19 protein-coding genes are annotated in these 21,728 nt (G+C 65.2%); 11 read left to right on the forward strand and 8 right to left on the reverse strand.

Features of this window, described 5'->3' with window-relative positions:
- Window positions 1-74: 74 nt before the first annotated feature.
- The 3 genes from AU193_RS02805 to AU193_RS02815 all read right to left on the reverse strand — a co-directional run bounded on the left by AU193_RS02805 (window position 75) and on the right by AU193_RS02815 (window position 2,210).
- Window positions 75-1,241, reverse strand: coding sequence for a zinc-dependent alcohol dehydrogenase (locus tag AU193_RS02805; protein ID WP_064420841.1), 1,167 nt, complete (start codon window positions 1,239-1,241; stop codon window positions 75-77).
- 14 nt (window positions 1,242-1,255) lie between these two features.
- Window positions 1,256-1,765 (reverse strand): hypothetical protein, encoded by a 510-nt coding sequence (locus tag AU193_RS02810; RefSeq protein ID WP_064420842.1) that lies wholly within the window; start codon window positions 1,763-1,765, stop codon window positions 1,256-1,258.
- 172 nt (window positions 1,766-1,937) lie between these two features.
- Window positions 1,938-2,210 (reverse strand): hypothetical protein, encoded by a 273-nt coding sequence (locus AU193_RS02815; RefSeq protein ID WP_064420843.1) that lies wholly within the window; start codon window positions 2,208-2,210, stop codon window positions 1,938-1,940.
- A 131-nt stretch (window positions 2,211-2,341) separates the two neighbouring features.
- On the opposite strand from AU193_RS02815, the gene AU193_RS02820 reads away from it, so the two are divergent.
- From AU193_RS02820 to AU193_RS02830, 3 genes are all read left to right on the forward strand, one after another.
- On the forward strand, window positions 2,342-2,890 hold the full coding sequence (locus AU193_RS02820; protein WP_064420844.1) for a YceI family protein: 549 nt from the start codon (window positions 2,342-2,344) through the stop codon (window positions 2,888-2,890).
- 142 nt (window positions 2,891-3,032) lie between these two features.
- Window positions 3,033-4,577, forward strand: coding sequence for a serine/threonine-protein kinase (locus AU193_RS02825; RefSeq protein WP_064420845.1), 1,545 nt, complete (start codon window positions 3,033-3,035; stop codon window positions 4,575-4,577).
- Between the two features lie 130 nt (window positions 4,578-4,707).
- The gene (locus tag AU193_RS02830; protein WP_253867577.1) at window positions 4,708-5,694 is read left to right on the forward strand and encodes a hypothetical protein; all 987 of its coding nucleotides are present in this window, start codon (window positions 4,708-4,710) and stop codon (window positions 5,692-5,694) included.
- Here AU193_RS02830 and AU193_RS02835 read toward each other — a convergent pair.
- The gene (locus AU193_RS02835) at window positions 5,691-7,229 is read right to left on the reverse strand and encodes a protein kinase (RefSeq protein ID WP_371259129.1); all 1,539 of its coding nucleotides are present in this window, start codon (window positions 7,227-7,229) and stop codon (window positions 5,691-5,693) included. The genes AU193_RS02830 and AU193_RS02835 overlap by 4 nt on opposite strands.
- Window positions 7,230-7,498: 269 nt before the next feature.
- Between AU193_RS02835 and AU193_RS02840 the strand changes: the two genes are divergently transcribed.
- From AU193_RS02840 to AU193_RS22655, 4 genes are all read left to right on the forward strand, one after another.
- The gene (locus AU193_RS02840; protein ID WP_064420950.1) at window positions 7,499-8,914 is read left to right on the forward strand and encodes a hypothetical protein; all 1,416 of its coding nucleotides are present in this window, start codon (window positions 7,499-7,501) and stop codon (window positions 8,912-8,914) included.
- Between the two features lie 255 nt (window positions 8,915-9,169).
- Entirely contained in the window at window positions 9,170-9,448 is a 279-nt protein-coding gene (locus AU193_RS23500) for a DUF4333 domain-containing protein (RefSeq protein ID WP_064420951.1), read from the forward strand.
- Between the two features lie 78 nt (window positions 9,449-9,526).
- Window positions 9,527-11,137: a protein kinase gene (locus AU193_RS23745; protein WP_064420846.1), complete on the forward strand. Its 1,611-nt coding sequence runs from the start codon at window positions 9,527-9,529 to the stop codon at window positions 11,135-11,137.
- A gap of 200 nt (window positions 11,138-11,337) precedes the next feature.
- Window positions 11,338-11,988 carry a M14 family zinc carboxypeptidase gene (locus AU193_RS22655; protein ID WP_172798201.1) on the forward strand — a complete coding sequence of 217 codons (651 nt, stop codon included), beginning with the start codon at window positions 11,338-11,340 and terminating at the stop codon, window positions 11,986-11,988.
- 4 nt (window positions 11,989-11,992) lie between these two features.
- On the opposite strand, the gene AU193_RS02860 is transcribed toward AU193_RS22655, so the two are convergent.
- Window positions 11,993-12,607: an N-acetylmuramoyl-L-alanine amidase gene (locus AU193_RS02860; RefSeq protein WP_371259130.1), complete on the reverse strand. Its 615-nt coding sequence runs from the start codon at window positions 12,605-12,607 to the stop codon at window positions 11,993-11,995.
- A 329-nt stretch (window positions 12,608-12,936) separates the two neighbouring features.
- On the opposite strand from AU193_RS02860, the gene AU193_RS02865 reads away from it, so the two are divergent.
- The 3 genes from AU193_RS02865 to AU193_RS02875 all read left to right on the forward strand — a co-directional run bounded on the left by AU193_RS02865 (window position 12,937) and on the right by AU193_RS02875 (window position 16,475).
- Window positions 12,937-14,496 (forward strand): serine/threonine-protein kinase, encoded by a 1,560-nt coding sequence (locus tag AU193_RS02865; RefSeq protein ID WP_064420849.1) that lies wholly within the window; start codon window positions 12,937-12,939, stop codon window positions 14,494-14,496.
- A gap of 74 nt (window positions 14,497-14,570) precedes the next feature.
- A complete protein-coding gene (locus AU193_RS02870) occupies window positions 14,571-15,035 on the forward strand; it encodes a Crp/Fnr family transcriptional regulator (protein ID WP_064420850.1) in 465 nt (154 codons plus the stop codon).
- A 54-nt stretch (window positions 15,036-15,089) separates the two neighbouring features.
- A complete protein-coding gene (locus AU193_RS02875; RefSeq protein WP_064420851.1) occupies window positions 15,090-16,475 on the forward strand; it encodes a wax ester/triacylglycerol synthase family O-acyltransferase in 1,386 nt (461 codons plus the stop codon).
- Here AU193_RS02875 and AU193_RS02880 read toward each other — a convergent pair.
- Genes AU193_RS02880 through AU193_RS02890 form a run of 3 tightly spaced genes read right to left on the reverse strand, consistent with a single transcriptional unit; the run spans window position 16,458 to window position 20,773 of the window.
- Window positions 16,458-17,996, reverse strand: a complete 1,539-nt coding sequence (locus tag AU193_RS02880; RefSeq protein WP_253867581.1) for an MFS transporter — start codon at window positions 17,994-17,996, stop codon at window positions 16,458-16,460. The two genes, AU193_RS02875 and AU193_RS02880, sit on opposite strands and share 18 nt — an antisense overlap.
- Before the next feature lie 10 nt (window positions 17,997-18,006).
- On the reverse strand, window positions 18,007-20,298 hold the full coding sequence (locus AU193_RS02885; protein WP_064420852.1) for an alpha/beta hydrolase-fold protein: 2,292 nt from the start codon (window positions 20,296-20,298) through the stop codon (window positions 18,007-18,009).
- A gap of 52 nt (window positions 20,299-20,350) precedes the next feature.
- Complete coding sequence (locus AU193_RS02890) at window positions 20,351-20,773, reverse strand: lipoprotein LpqH (protein WP_064420853.1); 423 nt, start codon at window positions 20,771-20,773, stop codon at window positions 20,351-20,353.
- Window positions 20,774-20,895: 122 nt separating this feature from the next.
- Between AU193_RS02890 and AU193_RS02895 the strand changes: the two genes are divergently transcribed.
- Window positions 20,896-21,705, forward strand: coding sequence for a DUF1206 domain-containing protein (locus tag AU193_RS02895; RefSeq protein ID WP_064420854.1), 810 nt, complete (start codon window positions 20,896-20,898; stop codon window positions 21,703-21,705).
- Window positions 21,706-21,728: the final 23 nt, after the last annotated feature.

Here is a 21,728-nt window from a genome sequence, read left to right on the forward strand (position 1 = left end):
CTCGCCATCGTCTACCGCGGCGCAGCAGTCCTACGCGCCATCACCCTCTGGCTACCCCATTTGTCAGACACGCCCTAGGGCCGCAATGCGACCCGGATGCAACCGTCGGTCTTGTTCTTGAACATGTCGTAGGCGCGAACACCCTCGTCCAACGGCAGGTCGTGGGTGATCAGCAGCGACGGGTCGAGATCGCCCTGCTGGACGTAGTCGAAGAACTGCGGAATGTAGCGCTGCCCATGCTGCTGCGCCGAACGCAGGGTCAGGCCCTTGTTCATCAGCACGCCCATCGGGAACTTGTCGGTCAGGCCGTAGACGCCCAGCACCGACACCACACCGCCCTTGCGGCACGCCAGAATCGCTTCCCGTAGCGGGGCGGCGCGGTCGGTCTCCATGCGCAGTGCTTGCTTCGCGCGGTCGTAGACGTGCTGGACACCGGTGCTGTGCGACTCCATGCCGACGGCCTCGATCACCGCGTCGGGTCCACGCCCGCCGGTCAACTCACCGAGCACCTCCTGCACGCTGTCGACCTCGGTGTAGTTGATGGCCTCCGCACCGAGTTTGGTTGCCAGCGCCAGTCTTTCGGGATACCGGTCGATCGAGATCACCCGTCCGGCGCCGTTCAGCAGCGCGCTGCGAGCCGCCATCAGGCCCACCGCACCCGCGCCCCACACCGCCACCGTGTCGCCGCCGGCGATGTCGCAGAAGTCGGCGCCCATGTAACCGGTCGGCACCGCATCGGACATGAACAGCGCCTGTTCGTCGGTGACGAAATCCGGTACCGCGAAACAGTTCACGTCACCGAACGGCACACGGACGTACTGGGCGTGCGAGCCGGCGTATCCGCCGAACGGATGCGTGTAGCCGTAGATTCCCGCGGTGGACGTGCCCAGTATCGGCCGCTGCAGATGGGCGTTCGGGTTGGTGGTGTCGCACAACGAATACAGGTCGCGATCGCAGTACCAGCACCGGTTGCACGCGATGAACGACGGCACCACCACGCGGGTGCCGACCGCCGTCGACGTCACCTCCGAGCCGACCTCGACCACCTCGCCCATGAACTCGTGGCCGAACACGTCACCCTCGCGCATTCCGGGGAGGTAGCCGTCGATGAAGTGCAGATCCGACCCGCAGGTGGTGGTGAGCTTGACCCGGACGATAACGTCGTGCGGATTGAGAATCTTGGGGTCGTCGACGGTTTCGACGGCGAGGTCGTTGACGCCGTTCCACACCAGTGCCTTCATGGGATGCCTTTCGGTCAGCGTTGCGAGTCGCGTGCGCTGGGGTTGTGTTTGATGGTCGGCACTTCCGCGGTCTGCAGAAGAGCCCGCGCGCGGTAAAGCACTTTGAAGAGCAGCGGCCCGGTCAGCGCGCCGGGCGCCGGGGCGCTCGCCTTGCCGATCACCTCGGTCCCGCGGTCCTGGGGTGCATCGCGGAACACCAGCGTGACCCCCGTGTCCTTCTCGGGGTTGACGTCGACGTAGCGGAGCCGGGCCTCGTCCTCGAGCGAGACCACGCAGTCCCACGCCGGTCCGTCGGCGAATGTCCAGCGCAGTCGGTCATGGCCGGCTTCGTGGACCTCCGCGATGTCGCCGAACACCTGCGACAGGCCGATCGGGTCGCGGAACAGGTCGATCACCTCGCGTCGCGGCCGGCCGATCGTGATCGCCTGGATGTGCGATTCGGTGGTCGCCGCGTCGGTGACTTTCTCGGTGACCTTTCCGATCACTTGTTTGACCTGTGCCTTGGCCGTATCCACGACGTTCATGCGTTCTCCTCGGAGGTCGGTCGGGTCCGGCTACCCCCTCAGCAGCGCGTCACACATCCCGGGCCTTTCCCGAACGCGGATGCCGTGGTGTGAGAGACGGCGTTCACAGCCGCTGCCGCAGAGCCGCCGATGTCGATCTCACCGGCGCCGTGCGAGGTGTCGTCAAGCGGCGCTAGACCTCGTGCAACTTCTCTTCGAGGATCTTGTCCAGCTCGTCGATGATGCTGTGGCGGTGGTCGTGGAAGTAACGATGATGGTGGACCGGATCGATCGGCCGCTCCCAAACGTGTTCGGGGCCGTAGCTGACGACACCGTCGTTCCAGGTGCCGACCGCCATGTGCTCGCACGGCAGGCGATACATGATCCCGCCCTCGGCGTTGGTCACCCAGTGAACTTCCTGTTCATCGAAGTCTTCGTCGCACTGCGGGCACGTGATCGGGGTCATCGCTCACCAGTCCTTCCGTTCGCCTCCTGCTGAAGTGTCGCGTTCGCCCGATATCGACGGCTAGGGACAAAAGGCCTTCGTCGACGTTCCGACAGTCACGATCACTCTCCGGAAACCGCGACAATGAATGCATGACCGCTCACACGTGGACCATGGATCAATCCGACGGCCGCCTCGAGATCCGCACCGGCGTCGAGGGCCGGGCGGCAAAGATGGGCCACCGCCTGACCATCGCCATGAACTCCTGGGATGCCACGGTCGAATGGTCCGACGGCGAACCGACCCGAGTGGCGATGACCGTCGACGTCGACTCGCTCGAGGTGCTCAGCGGCGAGGGCGGTGTCACGCCGCTGACGGGGCCGGAGAAGGCGCTCGCGCGGTCGAACGCACTGAAAGTGCTGAATGCGAAGCGGTTTCCGCGACTCGAGTTCGAAACCAGCGACATCGAGAAGACCGGCGACGGATACCGTCTCACCGGCACGCTGCAGATTCACGGAAAGTCGCGTGAACAGGTAATCGATCTGACGGTAGGCGCAGTCGGCGACATGTGGCGAATGTCATGCGAGACCGAGGTGCGGCACTCCGACTTCGGACTCAAGCCGTATTCGATGCTGATGGGATCGATGAAGGTCGCCGACGTCGTGACCGTCGCATTCACCGCGAAACGAAATAATCGGTAGCCTGGCGCACTGAGGAAATCGCCTGTGCTGCTGCGACATCGGAGTCGCCGCGATACTCGCTGCGGGGAGCGGGTTACGTCAGACGGCGTTGCGGGAACACCACTGGTTGCCGCGCTGGTGTCGCGAAGAGAAAGGATGGCATGTGAGCTCCCCGAAGGGCGGTTCCCGTCTGGGCACGCGATTCGGGCCGTACGAGCTGGAGTCTCTGATCGGCGTCGGCGGCATGGGCGAGGTCTACCGCGCGTGGGACACCGCAAAGGAACGGACGGTGGCCATCAAGCTGCTACGTCCGGATATGGCGGCCGATCCCAACTTTCAGGAACGTTTTCGACGTGAGTCGCGTGTCGCGGCGCGCCTGCAGGAACCGCACGTCATCCCCGTGCACGACTTCGGCGACATCGACGGTGTGCTCTACATCGACATGCGCCTCGTCGAGGGGGCCAGCCTCAAGGAGTTGATCCGGACCCACGGTCCGTTGCCGGCGACGCGCGCGGTGTCGATCATCACCCAGGTCGCGTCAGCGTTGGACGCCGCACATTCGAATGGGCTGGTGCACCGCGACATCAAGCCCGAGAACGTGCTGCTGACCCACGACGACTTCGCCTACATCGTCGACTTCGGCATCGCGCACGGCGGTGGCGAAGCGAATGTCACCAAGACCGGCCTGGTGATCGGATCGTGCGCATACATGGCCCCGGAACGCATCAGCGGCGAACGCGGCGGCCCGGCCTCCGACATCTACTCGCTGACCTGCCTGCTCTACGAATGCCTGACCGGCCGAGCGCCCTACGACTCCGGTGACCTACGCGAGGTCATGGGCGCGCACCTGTTCTCGCCACCGCCGCGCCCGAGCATCATGCGACGCGGCATCAGCCGGGCGTTCGACGAGGTCATCGCGCGCGGCATGGCGAAGAAACCGACGGACCGGTACTCGACGGCCGGGGAGTTGGCGAAGGCGGCTGCTGCCGCGACCGAGCCGGCGACGGTCACCCCGCCGGTGGCGCCGTCGGTGGCGCCGCCACCGCCGTCGACGCGGCAGTTCTCGGCCGTCGACCCGAACCCGGCGAGCACCGCGTATCAGCCGTACGCACCGTTACCGCCCCCGCCGGCCAACCGCAAGCGGTTCAGCCCGACGCAGGTCGGTCTGGTCGTGACGACGATCGTGCTGTTCACCGCGGCGGTGGTGCTGGCCATGGTGCTGGCATTCGGCAACAACGGAGGCGGTTCGGCGCCGCAGACGCGGCTTGCTGTGCCGCCGTCGACGACAACCGAAACCACGACGCCGCCCACGACCCGCACGACCACCCCGTCGACGACCACGACAACGACGCCCACGACCACCGGACCGCCGATCGCCGGGGTCTCGGGGACCGACTCGCAGGGCTTCATCGGGCACACCACACGATGTGACGCGGGTAGCACGCCGGTCGCAGCGATCCGGACGGCGCAGTCGCTGGCGGTGATCTGCGAGACGGGCTCGGGCACCTATCAGTACCGCGGAGAACGCCTGCGCGACGGTGCCAATGTGCAGCTCAACAACGCGCGACCGACGGGCGGTGGGTTCGTGGCCACCAATCCGGCCGACGGCGCACGCTACGACGTGCAACCCGGCCTGCTGACGATCTCGAGCAACGGCAAGGTCGACTCGGCAGAACCGGCGCTCGAATACGGCTCCGGGGCCCGCTGACAGCGCGATTTGTGTGCATTCAGGAGCGCTCACCGCTCGTTTATGTACACAAATCACCACAGGAGTGGCTGTCCACAGCTAGCCGCGTTGCTGCACCGACTCCGTCCACTTCGGAGCAATACTGAAGTGGATGGCCAGAGACACGCTCCGCGACCGGGAATCGAAGCCCCGCCATGCGCGGGTGGCGGACCGACGTTCGCCGCTGTCCCGGCTGCAGATTGGGCTGATTGTCGTGCTCGCGCTTGCCGTCGTGACGGGGGGTGCGGTGCTGGGCTGGCATCTGTCCATCGGCTCGGTATCGGTCGCCCGCAGCCCCACGGCGGTGCCCAATCCGACGCCTGTGCAACTCCCCGCGGCGCACCCATCCGTATCTGGAGCCGATGCCCCAGCCGATAACGGCGGTGCGCGGTTCACAGCGGAGTTCGAGGCTCTAGCGGCGGAAATATCTGCCGACGTCGGAATCGTCGTGCGTCCTGTCGGGCAGGGACCGGCACCCCTGAGCGCTGGGGAGTGGAGCATTGGGCCGGCTTGGTCCACCATCAAGGTGCCCCTCGCGATCGCTGGGCTGCGGGCGTCTGATCCGCCGGTGGTGACTGAACCAATGCGTGCAGCAGTTACGCGGTCGGACAATTCCGCAGCGGAGTCAATCTGGCAGAGCCTCGGCGATCCTGCCACTGCTGCGCAGAAGGTGCAGGATGTTCTCGCCGAGGCTGGCGACCCTACCGTCGTCGAATCGGAGAAGGTTAGGCCCGAGTTCACCGCATTCGGGCAAACGCAATGGTCTCTCGCGGATCAAGCCGTGTTCCTATCGTCGGCAGTCTGCGACGCCCGTAACGAACCAATCCTCGCGCTTATGCGCCGGATCGAACCAGAGCAGAGGTGGGGCTTGGCGGCCATACCGGAGGCCCAATACAAAGGTGGTTGGGGGCCATCGGAAGCAGGCGCCTACCTAGTGCGGCAGATGGGCATCCTCTCGACTTCCCGGGGATCGACAGTCGTGACCATGGCGGCAGAACCGGATTCCGGCTCCTTCGAGGACGGCACAAGGGTACTGACCCGCATCGCCGAATGGCTTAGCCAACGTATGGACTTGTTACCCGCAGGCAACTGCCCCTAATACAGGTAAACGACGGCGTCCCGCCCGCCGGTGCATGTGATGTACGCGTCGCCGGGGTGGGCAACGCACTGCACGACGAAATTTGGTCCCGCACAACCAGATCCGCTACCGAGAACCGTTCGACAATCCACAGCGCCAGGAGCCAACACTTTCCGAGGTTCCCGGCTCGCATCGTCGTATGTCGTCCAGTAGGAGCTCAGCACGCTTCGGGTGAAGAAACAGGACGTCTCCCGAGACCCTCGGCGCGAACGAGTGCCGACGCCGGACCGTTCCGTGAGGTAGTAATCGTCTTCGCAGCTCTGCGGGTTCGCACTGTTGTCGAGCCCGGCCACCGCTGGCGGCGGTGGTGACCCGACTCCGAGCGGATCCTCCGGGGGTCGAGGAGATCTCCCTGAGGTGCTCGGCTGCACCGTTCGGGTGTTGGTCTGCCGTTCGGTTGGGTCAGGGGTATCGAGCGTCGCGGTAGTCGGCAGGTCCGATCCCGGACTCGCAAGAAATCCGATGATGACGCCGATGCCCCCCAATAGCAGAGCTCCGACGACAGCGATGACGGCAGGAAGCAGCCACGGTCGAGCAGTAGGAGCAGGCGCAATCGGCATCGGGGGTGCCGTGGAAGGCGCAGCATAGGGCGGGGGTTCGGCGGTTCGGGCGGCGTAGAAGGCGGGTGCCTGCATTGTGTCGGTTGACGACATCACCATTGCGTGTCCCGAATCCGCCGCTCGCTGAGCCGCGCGTCCCAGTGCACCGCAGCTGCCGTAGCGGTCATCCGGTTCTTTAGCCATGCCTCGGGCAATGACCTCGTCGAACGCGGCGGGAACGCCGGGATTGACCGCGCTCGGCCGCGGCGGAGGCGCCATCAGATGGGCCGACACCTTCTGCTCGAGGCTGCTTTTCGCGAACGGCGCGGTGCCGGTCAGGCATTCGCAGAGCACGCACGCCAGCGAATAGACATCGGCCGCCGGCGTGACTTCCTGACCACTGAATCGCTCCGGGGCCATGTAATCGAAGGTCCCGATCTGCATCCCGGTCGCGGTGAGACCGCTGTCGCCCTTTGTCTCGGCGATGCCGAAGTCGACGAGGTAGGGGAAGTCGGACGGAGTGACAATGATGTTCTGAGGTTTGACGTCTCGGTGGACCAACCCGGCCGCGTGAGCGGCATCGAGCGCTGCGGCCACCCCACTGATGAGAAGTGCCGCGCGGGCCGGATCAAGTGGTCCGGCGGCGAGCAGTTGCTGAAGCGTCTGTCCGTCGACCAGGCGCATGTCGATGTAAGGGTGGCCGTCGATCTCACCCCAGTCATGAATGGGGATGACGTGGGGCTCTTGCAGGATCGCCGCCGCGCGGGACTCTCGCTGGAAACGGCTGCGGAATTTGTCATCCTGCCAAAACTGTTCGGCGAGGATCTTCAGCGCGACAGTGCGCCCCTTCTTAGTGTCTTCGGCTCGATAGACCTCGCCCATCCCCCCTCGGCCGAGGAGGCCGGTGATCTTGTAATGCCCGAACATCTGACCGACCCGCGGGCCACCCGTGGTCACCCCCTTCCTCCTTTCGAGAGGCAGACTGCGGCAAATCCTTCACCGGCGCGCAGAGTCTGCGCGGTCGCCCTGGCTTCCCATGCAAGGTTTAGCAAAGCCGTACGCGTTCAGTCGGGGAATTCCGCTGCTTCGCGGCGAATCTCACGGCAAAGTGGCTAGTGCATCGAGCGAGGGGAAGGGGTTCCGGTGGTCTACCCGGGGAGCTCGGCGGACGAATCCCAGGCAGGTGGGCAATATGAGCTTCCGGGGGCTGACCGGACGCGGTGACCATGTCTGTCCGAATCGCCCTAGCCGCTGCCACCGTGTTGCTGATCGCTGCGTGCGCGCCCACCAAGGTCGACGGTCGCGCTGCGTCCATGCTTTTCAACCCCAACCGCGTTGGCGGACTCCCGGTCACGGAGGGACCCAGCGGCCTGCGGCCTAACGCGCCGCAGCCGGTAGGCACAATCGAGAACACAGATGGGAGCGCGGCAGATCATCTGTCTTTGTCGGCACTGAACGACATCGAAGAGTTCTGGCGGACGCACTATGGCAAGTACCTGCATGGTGAATTCGAACCCGTCGACGGTCTGATCTCTTACGACTCGGAGGATCCAGACAGTCCCATGGTCTGCCTCAGCGACACCTACGGTCTAGTAAATGCGATGTACTGCGTGCTGACCGAGTCGATTGCATGGGATCGCGGTGTACTCGTCCCCGTGGCCGTCGAGTATTTCGGTGAGATGGGCGTTGTCGGGGTCCTAGCCCACGAGTACGGGCACGCGCTGCAATACATGAGTGGCATGGCGGACCAACGCACAGATGTGCTCGTGAAGGAACAGCAAGCTGACTGTCTAGCCGGCGTCTATATGCATTCGGTGGCGGCGGGCAGTTCGCGGCGATTCATGCTGAGTACCGGTGATGGCCTCAATAAGGTCCTCGCGGGTCTCATCTATCTCCGGGACCCGGTGTCGGCCGACTCGGTAGGTGATGCACATGGCTCGGCGCTGGACCGCATCAGCGCCTTCCAACTGGGATTTACTGGAGGCGCCGACCAATGCGCGGGAATCGACCTCGCGGAGATCGATAGGCGACGCGGCGATTTGCCGCAGCAACTGACGTATGACTCGTACGGCGAGCCGGTGCTTGACAGCCCCATCAATGAGGACACGCTGTCTCAACTCATGGAGGTTCTGACCGACATCTTTCAACCGGCAGATGAGCCCACGCTGACCACCGGTCCATCCGGATGCCCGGTTGCGACGCCCGCTGCACCGGTCTCATACTGCGCCGCCAACAACGTGATTCACGTCGATCTTCCAGCGCTACAGGAGGTGGGTGAACCCAAGAGCGAGGATGAGGACGAGGTGTTGATCCAGGGCGACAACACGGCACTGTCCATGGTGACGTCCAGATACGCCTTGGCGGTTCAGCAGGAGCGGGGCGTCAGGCTCGACACGCCCGTGGCCGCGTTGCGGACGGCTTGCCTCACGGGGGTGGCCCAGGGACAGATGACCGACGAGGCGGGCTTCGACTTCGTTCTGTCGCCTGGCGATACTGACGAGGCAGTATCTGGTCTTCTGACCAATCCCGTTGTCGCGAGTGACGTCAACGGGCAACCCGCTCCGGCCGGCTTCACCCGCATCCTCGCTTACCGACTCGGTCTGTCGAGTGACCTCGATGACTGCTTTCAACGATTCACGTAGATCCAACATGCCGAAAGCCGTGTCGTGATCGGGCCCCCGGACCAACCGTGGTGGGCCCGCCCCGGCGGTGCGCCGCTTCGGGGTCGGCCGCCGATTCGGCCGTCTCACTACGAGCAACCGCGAACGTCGCTCCCGCCGCGACAAACCGTCCCGCCGCCACATCGGCCGCTTGAACCCAGGCCAGGCGACTCGAAGAGGTCACGACGGCGGACTTTCCTCTGGGCCGGCAGCGCGATCATCCTGTTCGAAGCCGTGGTGTTGGCTGCTGCTCTCACTTATTTCGGATACTTCGACGGCGGCACCGTCCTGGATGTACGTCAGGCCGAACGAGGAGTTGCGCAGATTCTCGGAGATCCGATCAATGGCTATGGCGCAAACAAAGTCACCACGGTCAGGTGCAATGGCGGCGCGGATCCAGAGGTGGAACCAGGCAACAGCTTCGTATGCGATGTGACGGTTAACGGGGCCCAGCGCCAGGTGCAGGTCGTCTTCCGTGACGATGCTGGCACGTACGAGGTCGACGGTCCCCGCTAGTAAGGCCGGCCGCGCCTAGCGCGAGTTTGAGCGTCACGCTGTGGGCCATGTGTTTGCTGTGATGGGTACGATCCGGACATGTCACTGGGGGAGGGGCAGGAGTTCGCCGGCTATACCGTCGTGCGGAGGCTGGGTGCAGGCGGGATGGGAGAGGTGTACCTGGCCCAACACCCGCGATTGCCCCGATATGACGCGATAAAGCTGCTGACCGGCGACGTAACCGCTGACGCGAACTTCCGCGAGCGATTTCTACGCGAGGCCGACCTGGCATCCACGCTGTGGCATCCACACATCGTTGGCGTGCATGACCGCGGTGAGCACGAAGGCCAGTTGTGGATCTCCATGGATTTCGTCGACGGTGAGAATGCGTCCAGTCTCCTTCGCCGGAAGTACCCCGCCGGTATGCCAGCCGAAATTGTTGTCGCGATCGTCTCCGCGGTCGGTTCAGCGTTGGACTATGCCCATCAGAAGGGCCTGCTACATCGCGACGTCAAGCCATCCAACATCATGCTCACCCAAAGCGACGATCAGGGAGACCAACGAATACTGTTGACCGATTTCGGGATCGCTTGCACCGTTGATGACGACAGCGGCTTGACGGACACCAACATGACTGTCGGGACGGTAGATTACGCCGCTCCCGAACAGTTGATGGGCGAGGACATCGACGGTCGCGCCGATCAATACTCACTCGCGGCTACCGCGTTCCATCTCCTCACGGGTGCGCCACCTTTTCATGATTCGAATGCCGCCGTAGTGATCGGACGACATCTCAATTCAGACCCACCGAGCCTCGCGCACGCGCGGCCTGAACTCGGTTCGCTGGATCACGTACTGGCGGCTGCCCTCGCGAAGGATCGGACGTATCGGTTCGCGACGTGTAGCGACTTCGCACAAGCTCTGAGAGAGCAGGCCATGGGAAGCGGCGCTGCCGCGATCTCCGCAGCGCCGACGGCCCAGGCCCCGATCAAACGCCCGGTCCACGACATGAAGCGAGCAAGTCCACCGGGTCCGCTGCCCCCCGGCTGGTATCCAGACCCGAGCGGTGGCAACGGAACCCTTTATTGGGACGGCCGCGGATGGCACACGGCTCCGCTGCCGAAGGCAAGCCCGCGAGACGGAGACGCATCGGACGACTCGTCTCGAAAGCATTGGGGGGCTTGGCTTTCAGTTGCTGCTGCAGCCGCTGCTGCAGCCGCTCTCATCGTCGTCACTCTAGTTGCCTTGGGAAGAGATGGATCGGACACATCAGAACCATCCGCGGAGACGACCCGCACCTTCGCAGAGCCCACGATCCCGACATCGCGGCCGGAGCGAAGCTCGGCGGTGACGATGCCGCCATCCCGTGAACCTGCGACGCATACAGAGACAGTGACCGTCGCCCCGCAACCCAGCGCCGCCCCTACTCCAACGGGGGTGCCTTATTGGCTCGCGACGATTGTCGGTACGTGCGACGAGGGTGGGTCCTGCGGTGTCAAGCAACGCCGGGCCCCGTACGTCGATGCTGACCGCCTGTATTCGAATGACCTCAAAGATGGCATGACCGTAAGGGCGGTCTGCCATGCGACGGGTGATACGCAGGTGAGCGGGGGGATCCCGAGTAACGTTTGGTATCAGCTTATCAATGGCGCATATGTCAACGCGGTCTACACCGACTTGAGGTCGCCGATTGGTATGCCGTCGTGCTGACTCCTGCTTGGACGCTGCGCGTCGCAACAGTCGCTCTGCTCGCTGTCGTTAGCCTGGTAGCAGCCGGGTGCATTCGCTCGGAGGAGAGCGCGACGGGCGCGTCAGGCCCCGCTGGCGAGCCCGATCAGCACGCGGTGCAAGTGACTACCGGTGCTCTTCCGACTGAGTCCGAGACAATTTCGCCGCCTCCGCCACCGGCGGTGAACACGGGCGAATGGCAGACCATTGGCAGCTCGGTTCGGGGCGCGCCGATTCGCATCCTCCATGTCGGTCGCGGGCCGCGAAAGGTGTTGTTCATCGGGGGAATTCACGGCGACGAGAAGGAAGGATTGACGACGACCATTGAATTGCCGACAGCGTTCGAATCAGCAGGTCTCGCGGACACCGTCACCCTCACCATCCTGGAAGACGCCAACCCGGATGGACGGGCCGCCAATACTCGCTTCAACGCAAACGGGATTGACGTCAATCGAAACTTTCCCGCCAAGAACTTCGACCCAACAGATCCGGTGAATGGTGGAGCTCCATTGAGCGAGCCGGAAGCTCGCGCGATAGTCGAGACGGTCGACCGGATCGCTCCGGCGCTCATTCTCGTAGCGCACTCATGGGCTGGACGAGAGTTCATCAACTTCGACGGCCCAGCGGCAGAGATCGCGCAACGATTCTCAGAAGCCAGCGGTCTACCGGTTGAAGAATCGAGCGCATTCGCACCTACGCCTGGCTCGCTGGGTTCCTACTTTGGTCGCGATCGAGGAATTCCCGTTCTGACCATTGAGGTCCTGAAAGGCTCAGACCCAGAAGCAGTTTGGAATCAACTGCGGCCAGCCCTATTGCAGACAATCGGCGGGTGAGCTTTTACCTTCCAGCTTCAATGTCGACTACACGCTGCGTAGCCTCCGGGCCGCACAGCGTCACGAGTTCGACGGGCCCATTGGCCAGTAAGGCGTCGACACGGCGACGAAGATCACCCGACGCGATGTAGTGATAGAGGCTGGCGCCAGGGCAAGCGGTGTCCGCGCTCGCGTCTCGATGGCCTCGCAGCGTCTCTGTGGGGATCCCCCACCGCGAGGCTGCCCACGCGAACGCAAGCGCGGCTCCCTCCACCTGTTCCTGTGTCACCTCTTCCTCGTCGAAGTTTCCTTCACAGACGACCAGGAAGTGACCCGTGGGGTCGTAGCTCGTTGCAGTGTTGCCCACGATCTCGGGATCGCGCAGTTGGTAGAGATTGCCGTTCCGGTCGACGCTGACGTGGTACGCGATATCGATCCAGCCCTGAGTGTCTTGGTGATAACGCTGGTGTTGGCGAAGCCGCGACGGGGCGTTGCTGTTGTCTCCGAGTGTTACAGCGGTGTGATGGACCGTCATGCGGTTGAGGGGGTTCGGGTCTCCACCCTGGCGTGCTGGTGTGGCTCCCCACGCGTCTCTGCAGAGCAGGGGTCGCGAGGCGGGAACGACCGGCGGCGTTGTCACAAGCGCGGGTGCCGGCGGCGGAACGGTCGTTGGCGATGAAAGCGGTGCGGCGGGCGCTGGCGGAGCGGATGGCGTGGATGTTCCGCGATAACCGGGTGGCGCCTCACAAGCGGCGACAGCGGCAGCCGCCAGCCCGGCCGTACCCGCGAGTCGAAGAAGCCGTCGGCGCGTGAACTCTACTTCCGGTTTGCGCTCGCCGGACGAAGTGCTGTCCACACGCTTACGATACGGAAGTCAGGGGAGGTAGGCGGGGGACTTTCGCGTTCAGTTGCCGCAGCTGATTCCCGTTTGCGGCTCTCTGTTGGAATCGGCTTTGTAAGATTTGCAGCATGCCCATTGCTGATGGGGCGGAATTTGCTGGATACACCATCATCCGCCTGCTGGGTACCGGGGGGATGGGCGAGGTTTACCTCGCACGGCACCCGCGGTTACCCCGCCTGGAAGCTCTCAAAATCCTTCCCAAGGATGTGAGTGCCGATCCCGAATTCCGTCAGCGCTTCGCGCGGGAAGCTGATATTGCCTCTTCGCTCTGGCATCCGCATATCGTCGCGGTTCACGATCGAGGCGAGTATGACGGCCAACTGTGGATCGCGATGGACTACGTCGACGGGACCGACGCTGCAAGGCTGGTACGAAACCGGTACCCGCACGGGATGCCGCCGAAGGATGCGCTGGACATCGTATCCGCGATTGCTGATGCGCTCGACTACGCACACGAAAGGTATCTGCTTCACCGCGACGTCAAGCCGGCGAACATCCTGCTCACCGACCTTCGATCCGACGACCGACGAATCCTGCTGGCTGACTTCGGAATCGCGAAGGCGGCGAACGAAACCCACGGGATCACAGCGACGAACATGACCGTCGGCTCCGTGGCGTACGCCGCGCCCGAACAGCTGACCGGGAAGAGATTGGACGGACGAGCCGATCAGTACGCACTCGCTTGTACGGCGTTCCATCTTCTCGCCGGGCACCAGCCGTTTGCACACTCGAACCCGGCCGCGGTCATCGGCAGCCATTTGTCGGCGCCACGGCCACTTCTGTCAAGCGTGCGTCCGGATCTGCCGTCGATGGACGAGGTTCTGGCGAAAGGTATGGCCGAAGAGCCATATCAACGCTTCGAGACCTGCGAAGAATTCGCAACTGCGCTACGACACGGCGATATGGCGTGGGCGAAATCCAGCGCGGAAACACAGTTCGCATTCCCTGTCGCAGCAGCCCCCGTGCCCTCGCTCGAGCGGACTGATTCGTCAGCGGTGACGACGGCGCCAAAGGTAGCCGAGGTGTTGTCGTCGAAAAGCACCGCGCTGATCGCGATGGGAGTCGCGGCGGTACTGGCGGTCGTGATCGTCGTCCTCGTCGCCGCGGTCATCGATAATGACTCGCCATCCCCACCTCCCACCGCAGCGCCAACGTCGCCGCCGTGGGACGAACGAGCGCCAACCCAGACCTCGCCGCCTCGGCGAGAAACCGTGACCGAGACGTCCACCGTGACGCAACCTGCGCCGCCGCCTCCGCAGCCAGCGCCCCCTCCGCGGCGTACGCCAACCCGGCCGTCCGGAGATCTCGGTCTTTCCACGCCGATCAGCACTCCGCTGTGTAACGGCCAGGGCATCGTTGTGCTAGGGAATGTGACCACACCGGGTATGTATGCCGGAGGCATTCAACGACTGCTTAATCAACACCCGGGCGCTTCCTACCTACGCACCGATCAGTCCTGCCCCTCCCTGCGCCAGGCGGATGATGAGGGCGACCCGATCTACGCGGTGTACCGCTACGCAGGTAGGACCGTGAGCGAGGTCCGTTCCGCGGTTTGCGCGGCGGGTGGCGATGCTTACGGGAAATGGCTCGACTACGTCACGCCGCCACACAGACAGATCTTGTGCTGAGCGATCGTTTACGCACACAAATCACCGCAGGAGGACTACGGTTCGGACAGGAATTCCGCAGATCGGGGGATCTCATGGACAACCGCAGGTACTCACGCGAGAGCGAAAAGGCTCGCAAACAGGAAGTCGAACAGGACGCCAGTCGGCTCCGGGAGTTCGAGACCTTCTCGAAGTTCTCCGACAGCGACCTCAAGCGGCTGGTCGAAGCGGCGCACCGCACGTCCACGTCGGGGCCGTGGCCGCTGATCCAGGAACAGACCCCGTCGGACGCCTGCTACATCCTGCTCAGCGGCGAGGTCGGCGTGTACGTCGGCCAGGACCGCATCGCCGTCGTCGGCCCGGGCGAGGTCATCGGAGAATCGGTGTTGCGCCGCGGTGCGCTGCGCAACGCGACCGTGACGACGACGGGGCGCGCGGAGGTGCTGCACATCAACCGCGACGACCTCTCGCGGTTGATCGGTGAGATGCCGGCGCTGCGCGAGGCGATGGACGCCACCGTCGCCCGCCACGCTCCGCAAGCCACCGCAGGGCCGTCCTGATCCCTAATACCGCTCATGGTTTGACGCGGTTGTAAATCCGGGTACGCCGAATGGATGGAACGGCTGAGCGCGTTTGATGCCACTCTGCTTTACAGCGAATCATCCAGTGTTCCGCTCAACGTGTGTTCGATCGCCTGTCTCGACACGTCCACGATCCCCGGCGGGTATGACTTCGACCGGGTTCGCGAGCATCTGGCGACGCGGCTGAGGGCACTGCCGGAACTACGCGCCAAACTTGCCAACAGCCAGCTCAACCTCGACCATCCGGTGTGGGTGGAAGACGACGAGTTGGACCTGACCTACCATCTGCACCGGAGCGCGCTGCCCGCACCGGGAGGGCGCAACGAACTGGTCGAGGTTTGTGCGCGCATCGCGGCGGCACCCCTGGACCGCAGCAAGCCGTTGTGGGAGATGTGGGTGATCGAAGGCATCTCCGAAACCGATCCCCATGTGGCGGGCGAGGTCGCGTTGATGATCAAGGTGCATCACGCCGCGGTGGACGGTGTCTCGGCGGCCAACCTGATCGGCAAACTCTGCGACGTCGAGCCCGACGGCCCGCCACCCGATCCGGTCGAAGGTCCGGGCGGCGCGAAGCCGCTGGAGATCGCGGCGGGTGGTCTGATGCGCGCGTTCACGCGGCCGTGGCAGCTGAGGCGGGTTGTGCCGGCGACGATGTCGACGATCCTCAGCACGATCTCCCGGGCACGCGCAGGGACGGCCATGGCCGCCCCGTTCCGTGCTCCGACGACCGTGTTCAACACCGAGATCACCTCCGACCGCACCATCGCGCTCGCACAGCTCGACCTCGAGGACGTCAAACGGGTGAAGAACGCGTTCGACGTCAAGGTCAACGACGTGGTGATGGCGCTGTGCGCCGGTGCGCTGCGCGAGTACCTCCTCAAACGGGGTGAGCTGCCGGACAAGCCACTGATCGCGGTGGTCCCCGCGTCGGTGCACGACAAGTCCGACCGGCCCGGCCGCAACCAGCTTTCCGGCTTCTTCAACAACCTGCAGACCCACATCGAGGACCCCGCCGAGCGGTTGCGTGCCATCGCCGAATCCAGCTCGCGCGCAAAGGCTCACAGCGCCGACATCGCACCGACGCTGCTGGCCGATGTGACGCAGGCGCTGCCGCCCGCCTTGTTCGGCATGGCGATGGACGTGCTGTCCCACACGCCGCTCAAGCGCGCGGCGATCCACAACGTGGTGATCTCGAATGTGGCTGGGCCACAGGGAAAGCTGTACGCGATGGGCGCAGAGATGAAAGCGCTCTACCCGCTTGGCCCGATCTTCCACGGCTCCGGTCTGAACATCACGGTGATGTCGTTGAGCGGCAAGCTGAACATCGGGATCATCTCGTGCCGCAAACTGGTCAACGACCTCTGGGATCTGGCGGACCGCTTCGACGCGGCGCTGGACGAATTACTGGCCGCTTGCTGAGCGGTTCGCCGGCTTGATCAACCACAGCGCCAGGATGATCGCCGCGATGGGCCCGACCGCCATGATCAAGCTCAGCGTGTGGATGGCGTCGACGGCGTTGTGCGGGGCCTGTTCCACCACCAACCGCGCCTGCTCGGGGTTGACCATCTGCGCCCCGTGACCGCCGTGCACGGTCATGAGTGCCTCGCGCGTCTCGGCTCGCGTGATCCCGGACTGAGACAGGTCGCGGGCGCTGTCGGTGAGGAACAGGTTGATCCCGACGAGCGCGAAAAGCGCGGGCCCCAGCGAGTATCCGCCTTCGTTGACCGCACTCTTGACGGCCGAGACTGCGCCGCCGAGGTCGGTTGGGGCGCTGCTCATCATGATCATCGCTTGCGGGGTGGTGACGAGGGCGCCGCCGATCACGATCAGCGCGGTGGTCGCGAACACCGTCGTACGCGTCGTGTCGAGGTCGAAGAGCCTCATCGACAGCAACCCGCCCAGCATGACCACGAGCCCGCTGACCATCACGGTGCTGGGGCTGAACCGGTTCGCGGCGGGGCCGGCGGAGGTGGCGGCGACGGCGGCCAACGCGGTGGCCGGGATCAGCAGCAGGCCGAACAGCTCGTGCGACTCCTTGCGAACCGTGACGAGATAGAACGACAGCAGAACCATCGACCCGCCGAGCACGATGTTGAAGAGCACGCCGGCGGTCACGGCGGCGTTGAACCGCCCCGACCGGAACACGCGCATGTCGAGCGCCGGGTCCGTGACGCGCAACTCCTGCATGACGAACGCGAAACCGGCCAGCAGCCCGACGCCGATCGCGACCAGCCCCACGGTGTTGATGCCGGTCTCGATGCGCGACACCCCGAAGATCAGCCCCAGCAGCGCGACGGCGAACAACGCCATCCCCAACAGGTCGAGCCGACGTCCCGCGCGCACCGTCTCGGGCACGAAGCGCCACGTGACGAGCAAGCCGAGGGCGCCGATGGCCGGAACCACGAAAAAGCATGCGCGCCAACCGATCGCGTGGCCCAACATGCCGCTGATCGCCGGCATCGGGGTGGCGACCGCGTACCCGACGCCGAAGTAGGCGGCGATTGCCGCCGCCCGCCGCCCCGGCGGGAACACCGCGTTGGTGATCGCCAGCGACAGTCCGATCAGGAACGCCAGCATCACGCCGACGCCCGCCCGGGCGACGATCAGCACGGCCGGCACGGGTGCGGCGGCCGCCAGCACACTGAACGCGATGGCCCCCGCCAGCCCGAGCAGATACATCCGCCGCATGCCGTACAGATCACCGAGTGCGCCGGCGCTGAGGACGGCGGCCGCCAGCGTCAGGGTGGCCAGGCTCGCGACGAATGTCGCGGTGGACCCGGTGATGCCCACGCCGGTCGAAACCAGCTGGAGGTTGGCCGAGAACGTGGTCGGGTCGCCGATCGCGATCGCATAGCCGAGCCCCATGGCCAGCACCGTCATGACAGCGGCCAGCCCCGACACCTGACGCTGCTCGGCGTCGACACGAGTACCGTCCGGCACGCGCGGGATGTTACCGGCGCAGAAGCGCAGCCATCACCTCTTTGGAGGGCACGGTCGCGGTGGTCAGCGCGATGGTGTGCCGCCCGACGGGCACGTGCACCACTGGACCGGTCGGCTCGCCGTCGAGCAACACCGCGACATCGGGTGGCAGCGCGGCGAGTTCGACACGAGTGGCGGTGTCGGTCGAGACGTCGATGGACGACGTGTCCAGTGACGCGAGCCCGGCCCTGTCGACATCGACGGTGATGTCGGCGACGCCGGTCAGCTTCAGCGTCAAGAAGGGTATCGGTTCAACGGCAGGACCTGTGCGCCACAGCAGCTCGGTGTACAGGCCGGGGGACAGGTCGAGGTCGGGTTCGACGCCGCGGCGGCGACGGATCGTGCGCGTCGGGTCGGGGCGCGCATACGACCGCGCGTCGACGGATGCGACGGCGCCACGCCGACCGGCGAGCGCGGGATCGGCCGTCAGGTTCGACAACCACCAAACCCGCTGCGGCCCAAGGCCGAGATCCGGCCGCACCAGTCGCGGATACCAGGAGTAGGTGATGTGTCCGGGGTCGGCCTGGCGGAGTCCGGTGCCCATGTGCGCGATCGGGTCGTCGAACTCGTCGTCGAGCATCCACGTGACGTGATCCTCGAAGGGATAGACGGTGAATCGGTAGCGGTAACCGAGCCGGTCCAACTCGAGCACCTGTGACAGCACGGAAGTGATCGGGACGAACTGGTCGAGCACGCCGTGGGCGATGACGAACGGAAGCCATCGCCCGTTGGGCAGCAGCTCCCAGGTATCGCCTTCGCGGGCGCAGTGCGAGTTCAGGTCCAAGTCGCCGGGGACGTCGACGTTCGGCAGTAGTCGAACCCCGCAGACAGGCGGTCCGGCCAGCACCACGGCTTGCGCGAACACTTCCGGGTACGTGAGCCCTAGCTTGTACGCCCCGTAGCCGCCCATGGAGTAGCCGGAGACCACCGTGCGGTTGGGATCGGTGCCGAGTTGTTCGGCCACCCGCGCCCACACCTCCCACACGTCGAGTTCGCCTTCGTCGAAGTACCAGCACGACGGTCCGCGCGCCAGCGGTGTCACCACCACCGATTCGCGGTCCTCGCAGACCTGATGGAGCAGCCGCGGATCGATCGCGGCGAACTGGTTCTGGCCCAACGCAAGTGAGTGCAGCAGCAGCGTCAGCGGCAGCTTGCGGCCGGGCGTGTAGGTCGAGGGCAGGCACACCGAGTAGGGCTGCACGCGGCCGAGGAACTGTGGATCGGTGCTCAGGATGTTCGTCTTCGCGACACCTTGGCCCAGTTCGATCGAGGAGACGTACCAGCGGGTGGATGTACCGAGCACGACCGGCTCTTCGGTGGTGGCGCGGTCGGCGAGTCGGTCCCACGCGATCGCCACGGAGAACTCGGTGACGTCGCCGTCGCTGAGTGCGGCGGCCTGGGCCTGATCGGACCAGAAGTTCAGGTGCGCCTTCTCCTGCTGGTGGGTGCGGAAGGCGACGTTGTAGACGTTCGGCTGGCCGGGCCGGGCGCCGCGGCTCACCGGAACGTCGGCGAAGCGGTCGCCGGCGGCGTTGGCCAACCCGGCGGCAAGCCGGATCGTCCAGGTGCCTTCGGGCTTGACGAGTGCGCGGGGCACCTTCGCGATGAAGGACCGGGACTGCATGTCGACAGCGTGTTCGACGGGTGTCGACGCCTGTGTGGTGAGGTCGATCAGCCGCGCGCCCTCTGCAGAGACGAGCAGGGCTGTGTCGATGCCGGCGGAGGTGGCGCCGGCGTTCGCGGGCCACTTGTTGGTGGGCGCTGCGGAGCGGTCGGTGTCGAAGGTCAACAGCGCGATGGGGATTGACGGGTCGAGCAGGGTGTTCCAGTCGACGCGCCACCATGTGTGGGTGTCGGTGAGGCCGATCGCCACGCGGAAGATGTCGGCGCCGTTGCGGGCCGCGGGTCCGTCGGGGTAGACGTAGGTGCCGCGCGGGGGCACCAGTCCGCCGGTCGGGATGTCGACGAGCAATCCGGTCGCGCCGTGGTCGTCGTAGAGGAAGTCGGTCCAGAAGAACGCGCCGTCGGCGTAGCGGCCGGTACCGCAGGTGCGCGGAAAGTGCTCGCCGAACGGCCAGTCGCTTGGCGCGGGGAGTCGAGGCTCGGGTCGCAGCGCGGCGGACGGGACGCCCTCGGGCATCCCGTTGATGACGACGAGTTCGGAAGGCGGAGCGGATGATTCGGCTGTAATGGCTCTGAGGACGTTGCCGGTTGCGCGGAGTCCGATTCGGATGGGCTGCAGCGCCAGGTCGATGAGGGACATGGCCCTAACGTAGGAGGAGTGCGGCGTCCCGCGGGGGATTACGGCCGGAGTCTCAGCAGGGCGCTTTGATCTCGAAGGGCATCGTCCGCGACTGGCCCGGATTGCCCGGGTCGGAGCCGACGACGGTGCCGGAGATGGTGTAGATACTGCCGTCGTTGGTCGCCTCGGCCTTACCGTTGTCGCCGCCGGCGACGCCGTTCAGGTCGTTGATGTTCTGTATGTTGACGGTCCGGACGATCGGCTGCGCGCCGCCGAGTTCCAAGAACACCTCGGCCCGTCCCGGCTTGGCGCTCGCGTCGATCAGCAACGTCCACTCTTGCCGGGTGCACTCGACGGATTGGGTTTCCACGGTGGTGCCGTCGACGGTGACTTCGCCGGACTGCGCGGATGGTTCGGTGGGTGTCGACCCGGTCAAGCCGCATCCGGAGACGACGGCCGCCGCCGCCACTGCTAGTGCACTCGGTCGAAATCTCATCGCACACCTCCACCCCGCACTGCAGGTTACTCCCACGACCGTGGGTGTTCGGTGACTTAGTACCGTTTTGCCGGAAATGGGCCGGGGTAATCGAGCCGCGTGTCAGGCGGTCCGGCCGGAGCATGAGCTTCAAGGGCGCAGTCAACGATGCCACCGGAAATCGCGTGGTCCAGTTTTTCGCGCGCGCGGGATATCCGGTCAGCGGAACACTGCACCTGCTCGTGGCTTACACGATCCTGCGGATCGCGTTGGGCTTCGGCGGCGAGGCCGACCAGTCCGGCGCGCTGACGACCCTGGCCACCGAGGGTGGGGGAACGTTCTCGCTGTGGATAGTCGCCGGCGGGCTCATCGCGTTGGCGATGTGGCGATTCGCGGAGACGGTGTTGGGTCTGCATCCCGGTGAAAGCGCCGAGGCGCACAAGCGTGATTCGCCACTGATGAACCGGCTCAGGGCTTTTGGGCTGGCGCTGGTCTACTGCGCAGTCGCCTTCACCGCGATCCAGTTCGCGCTGGGGGCACGGACGCGCGGCAGCGAGCAGACCGCCGGCTTGAGCGCGAGGTTGATGCAGTCCGACGGCGGCAAGGCGGTTCTGGTGCTCGTGGGCCTGTCGATCGCGGTGACCGGTGCCTATTTCGTCCATAAAGGCGCGTCGAGGAGATTCCTCAAAGACCTCACCGTCCCGGGCGGCCGGCTGATCACGGTGCTGGGCATCTGTGGCCACGTCGCCGAGGGTTTGGTGCTGTTCGCGGCCGGCCTGTCGGTGGTGGTGGCGACCTATGTGAGTGATCCGGCCAAGTCGACCGGCCTCGATGGTGCGGTGAAGGCGCTCGGACGTGCGCACTACGGCGAGGCAATCCTGATCGTCGCGGCAACGGGTTTCGCGGCCTACGGGTTGTACTGCTTCGCTTTGGCTCGGTACTCCCGTATGTGACGTTTCCATTCGTGGCTGGCGAG

The organism is Mycobacterium sp. GA-1285, assembly GCF_001499905.1.
Taxonomy (GTDB): Bacteria; Actinomycetota; Actinomycetes; order Mycobacteriales; family Mycobacteriaceae; genus Mycobacterium.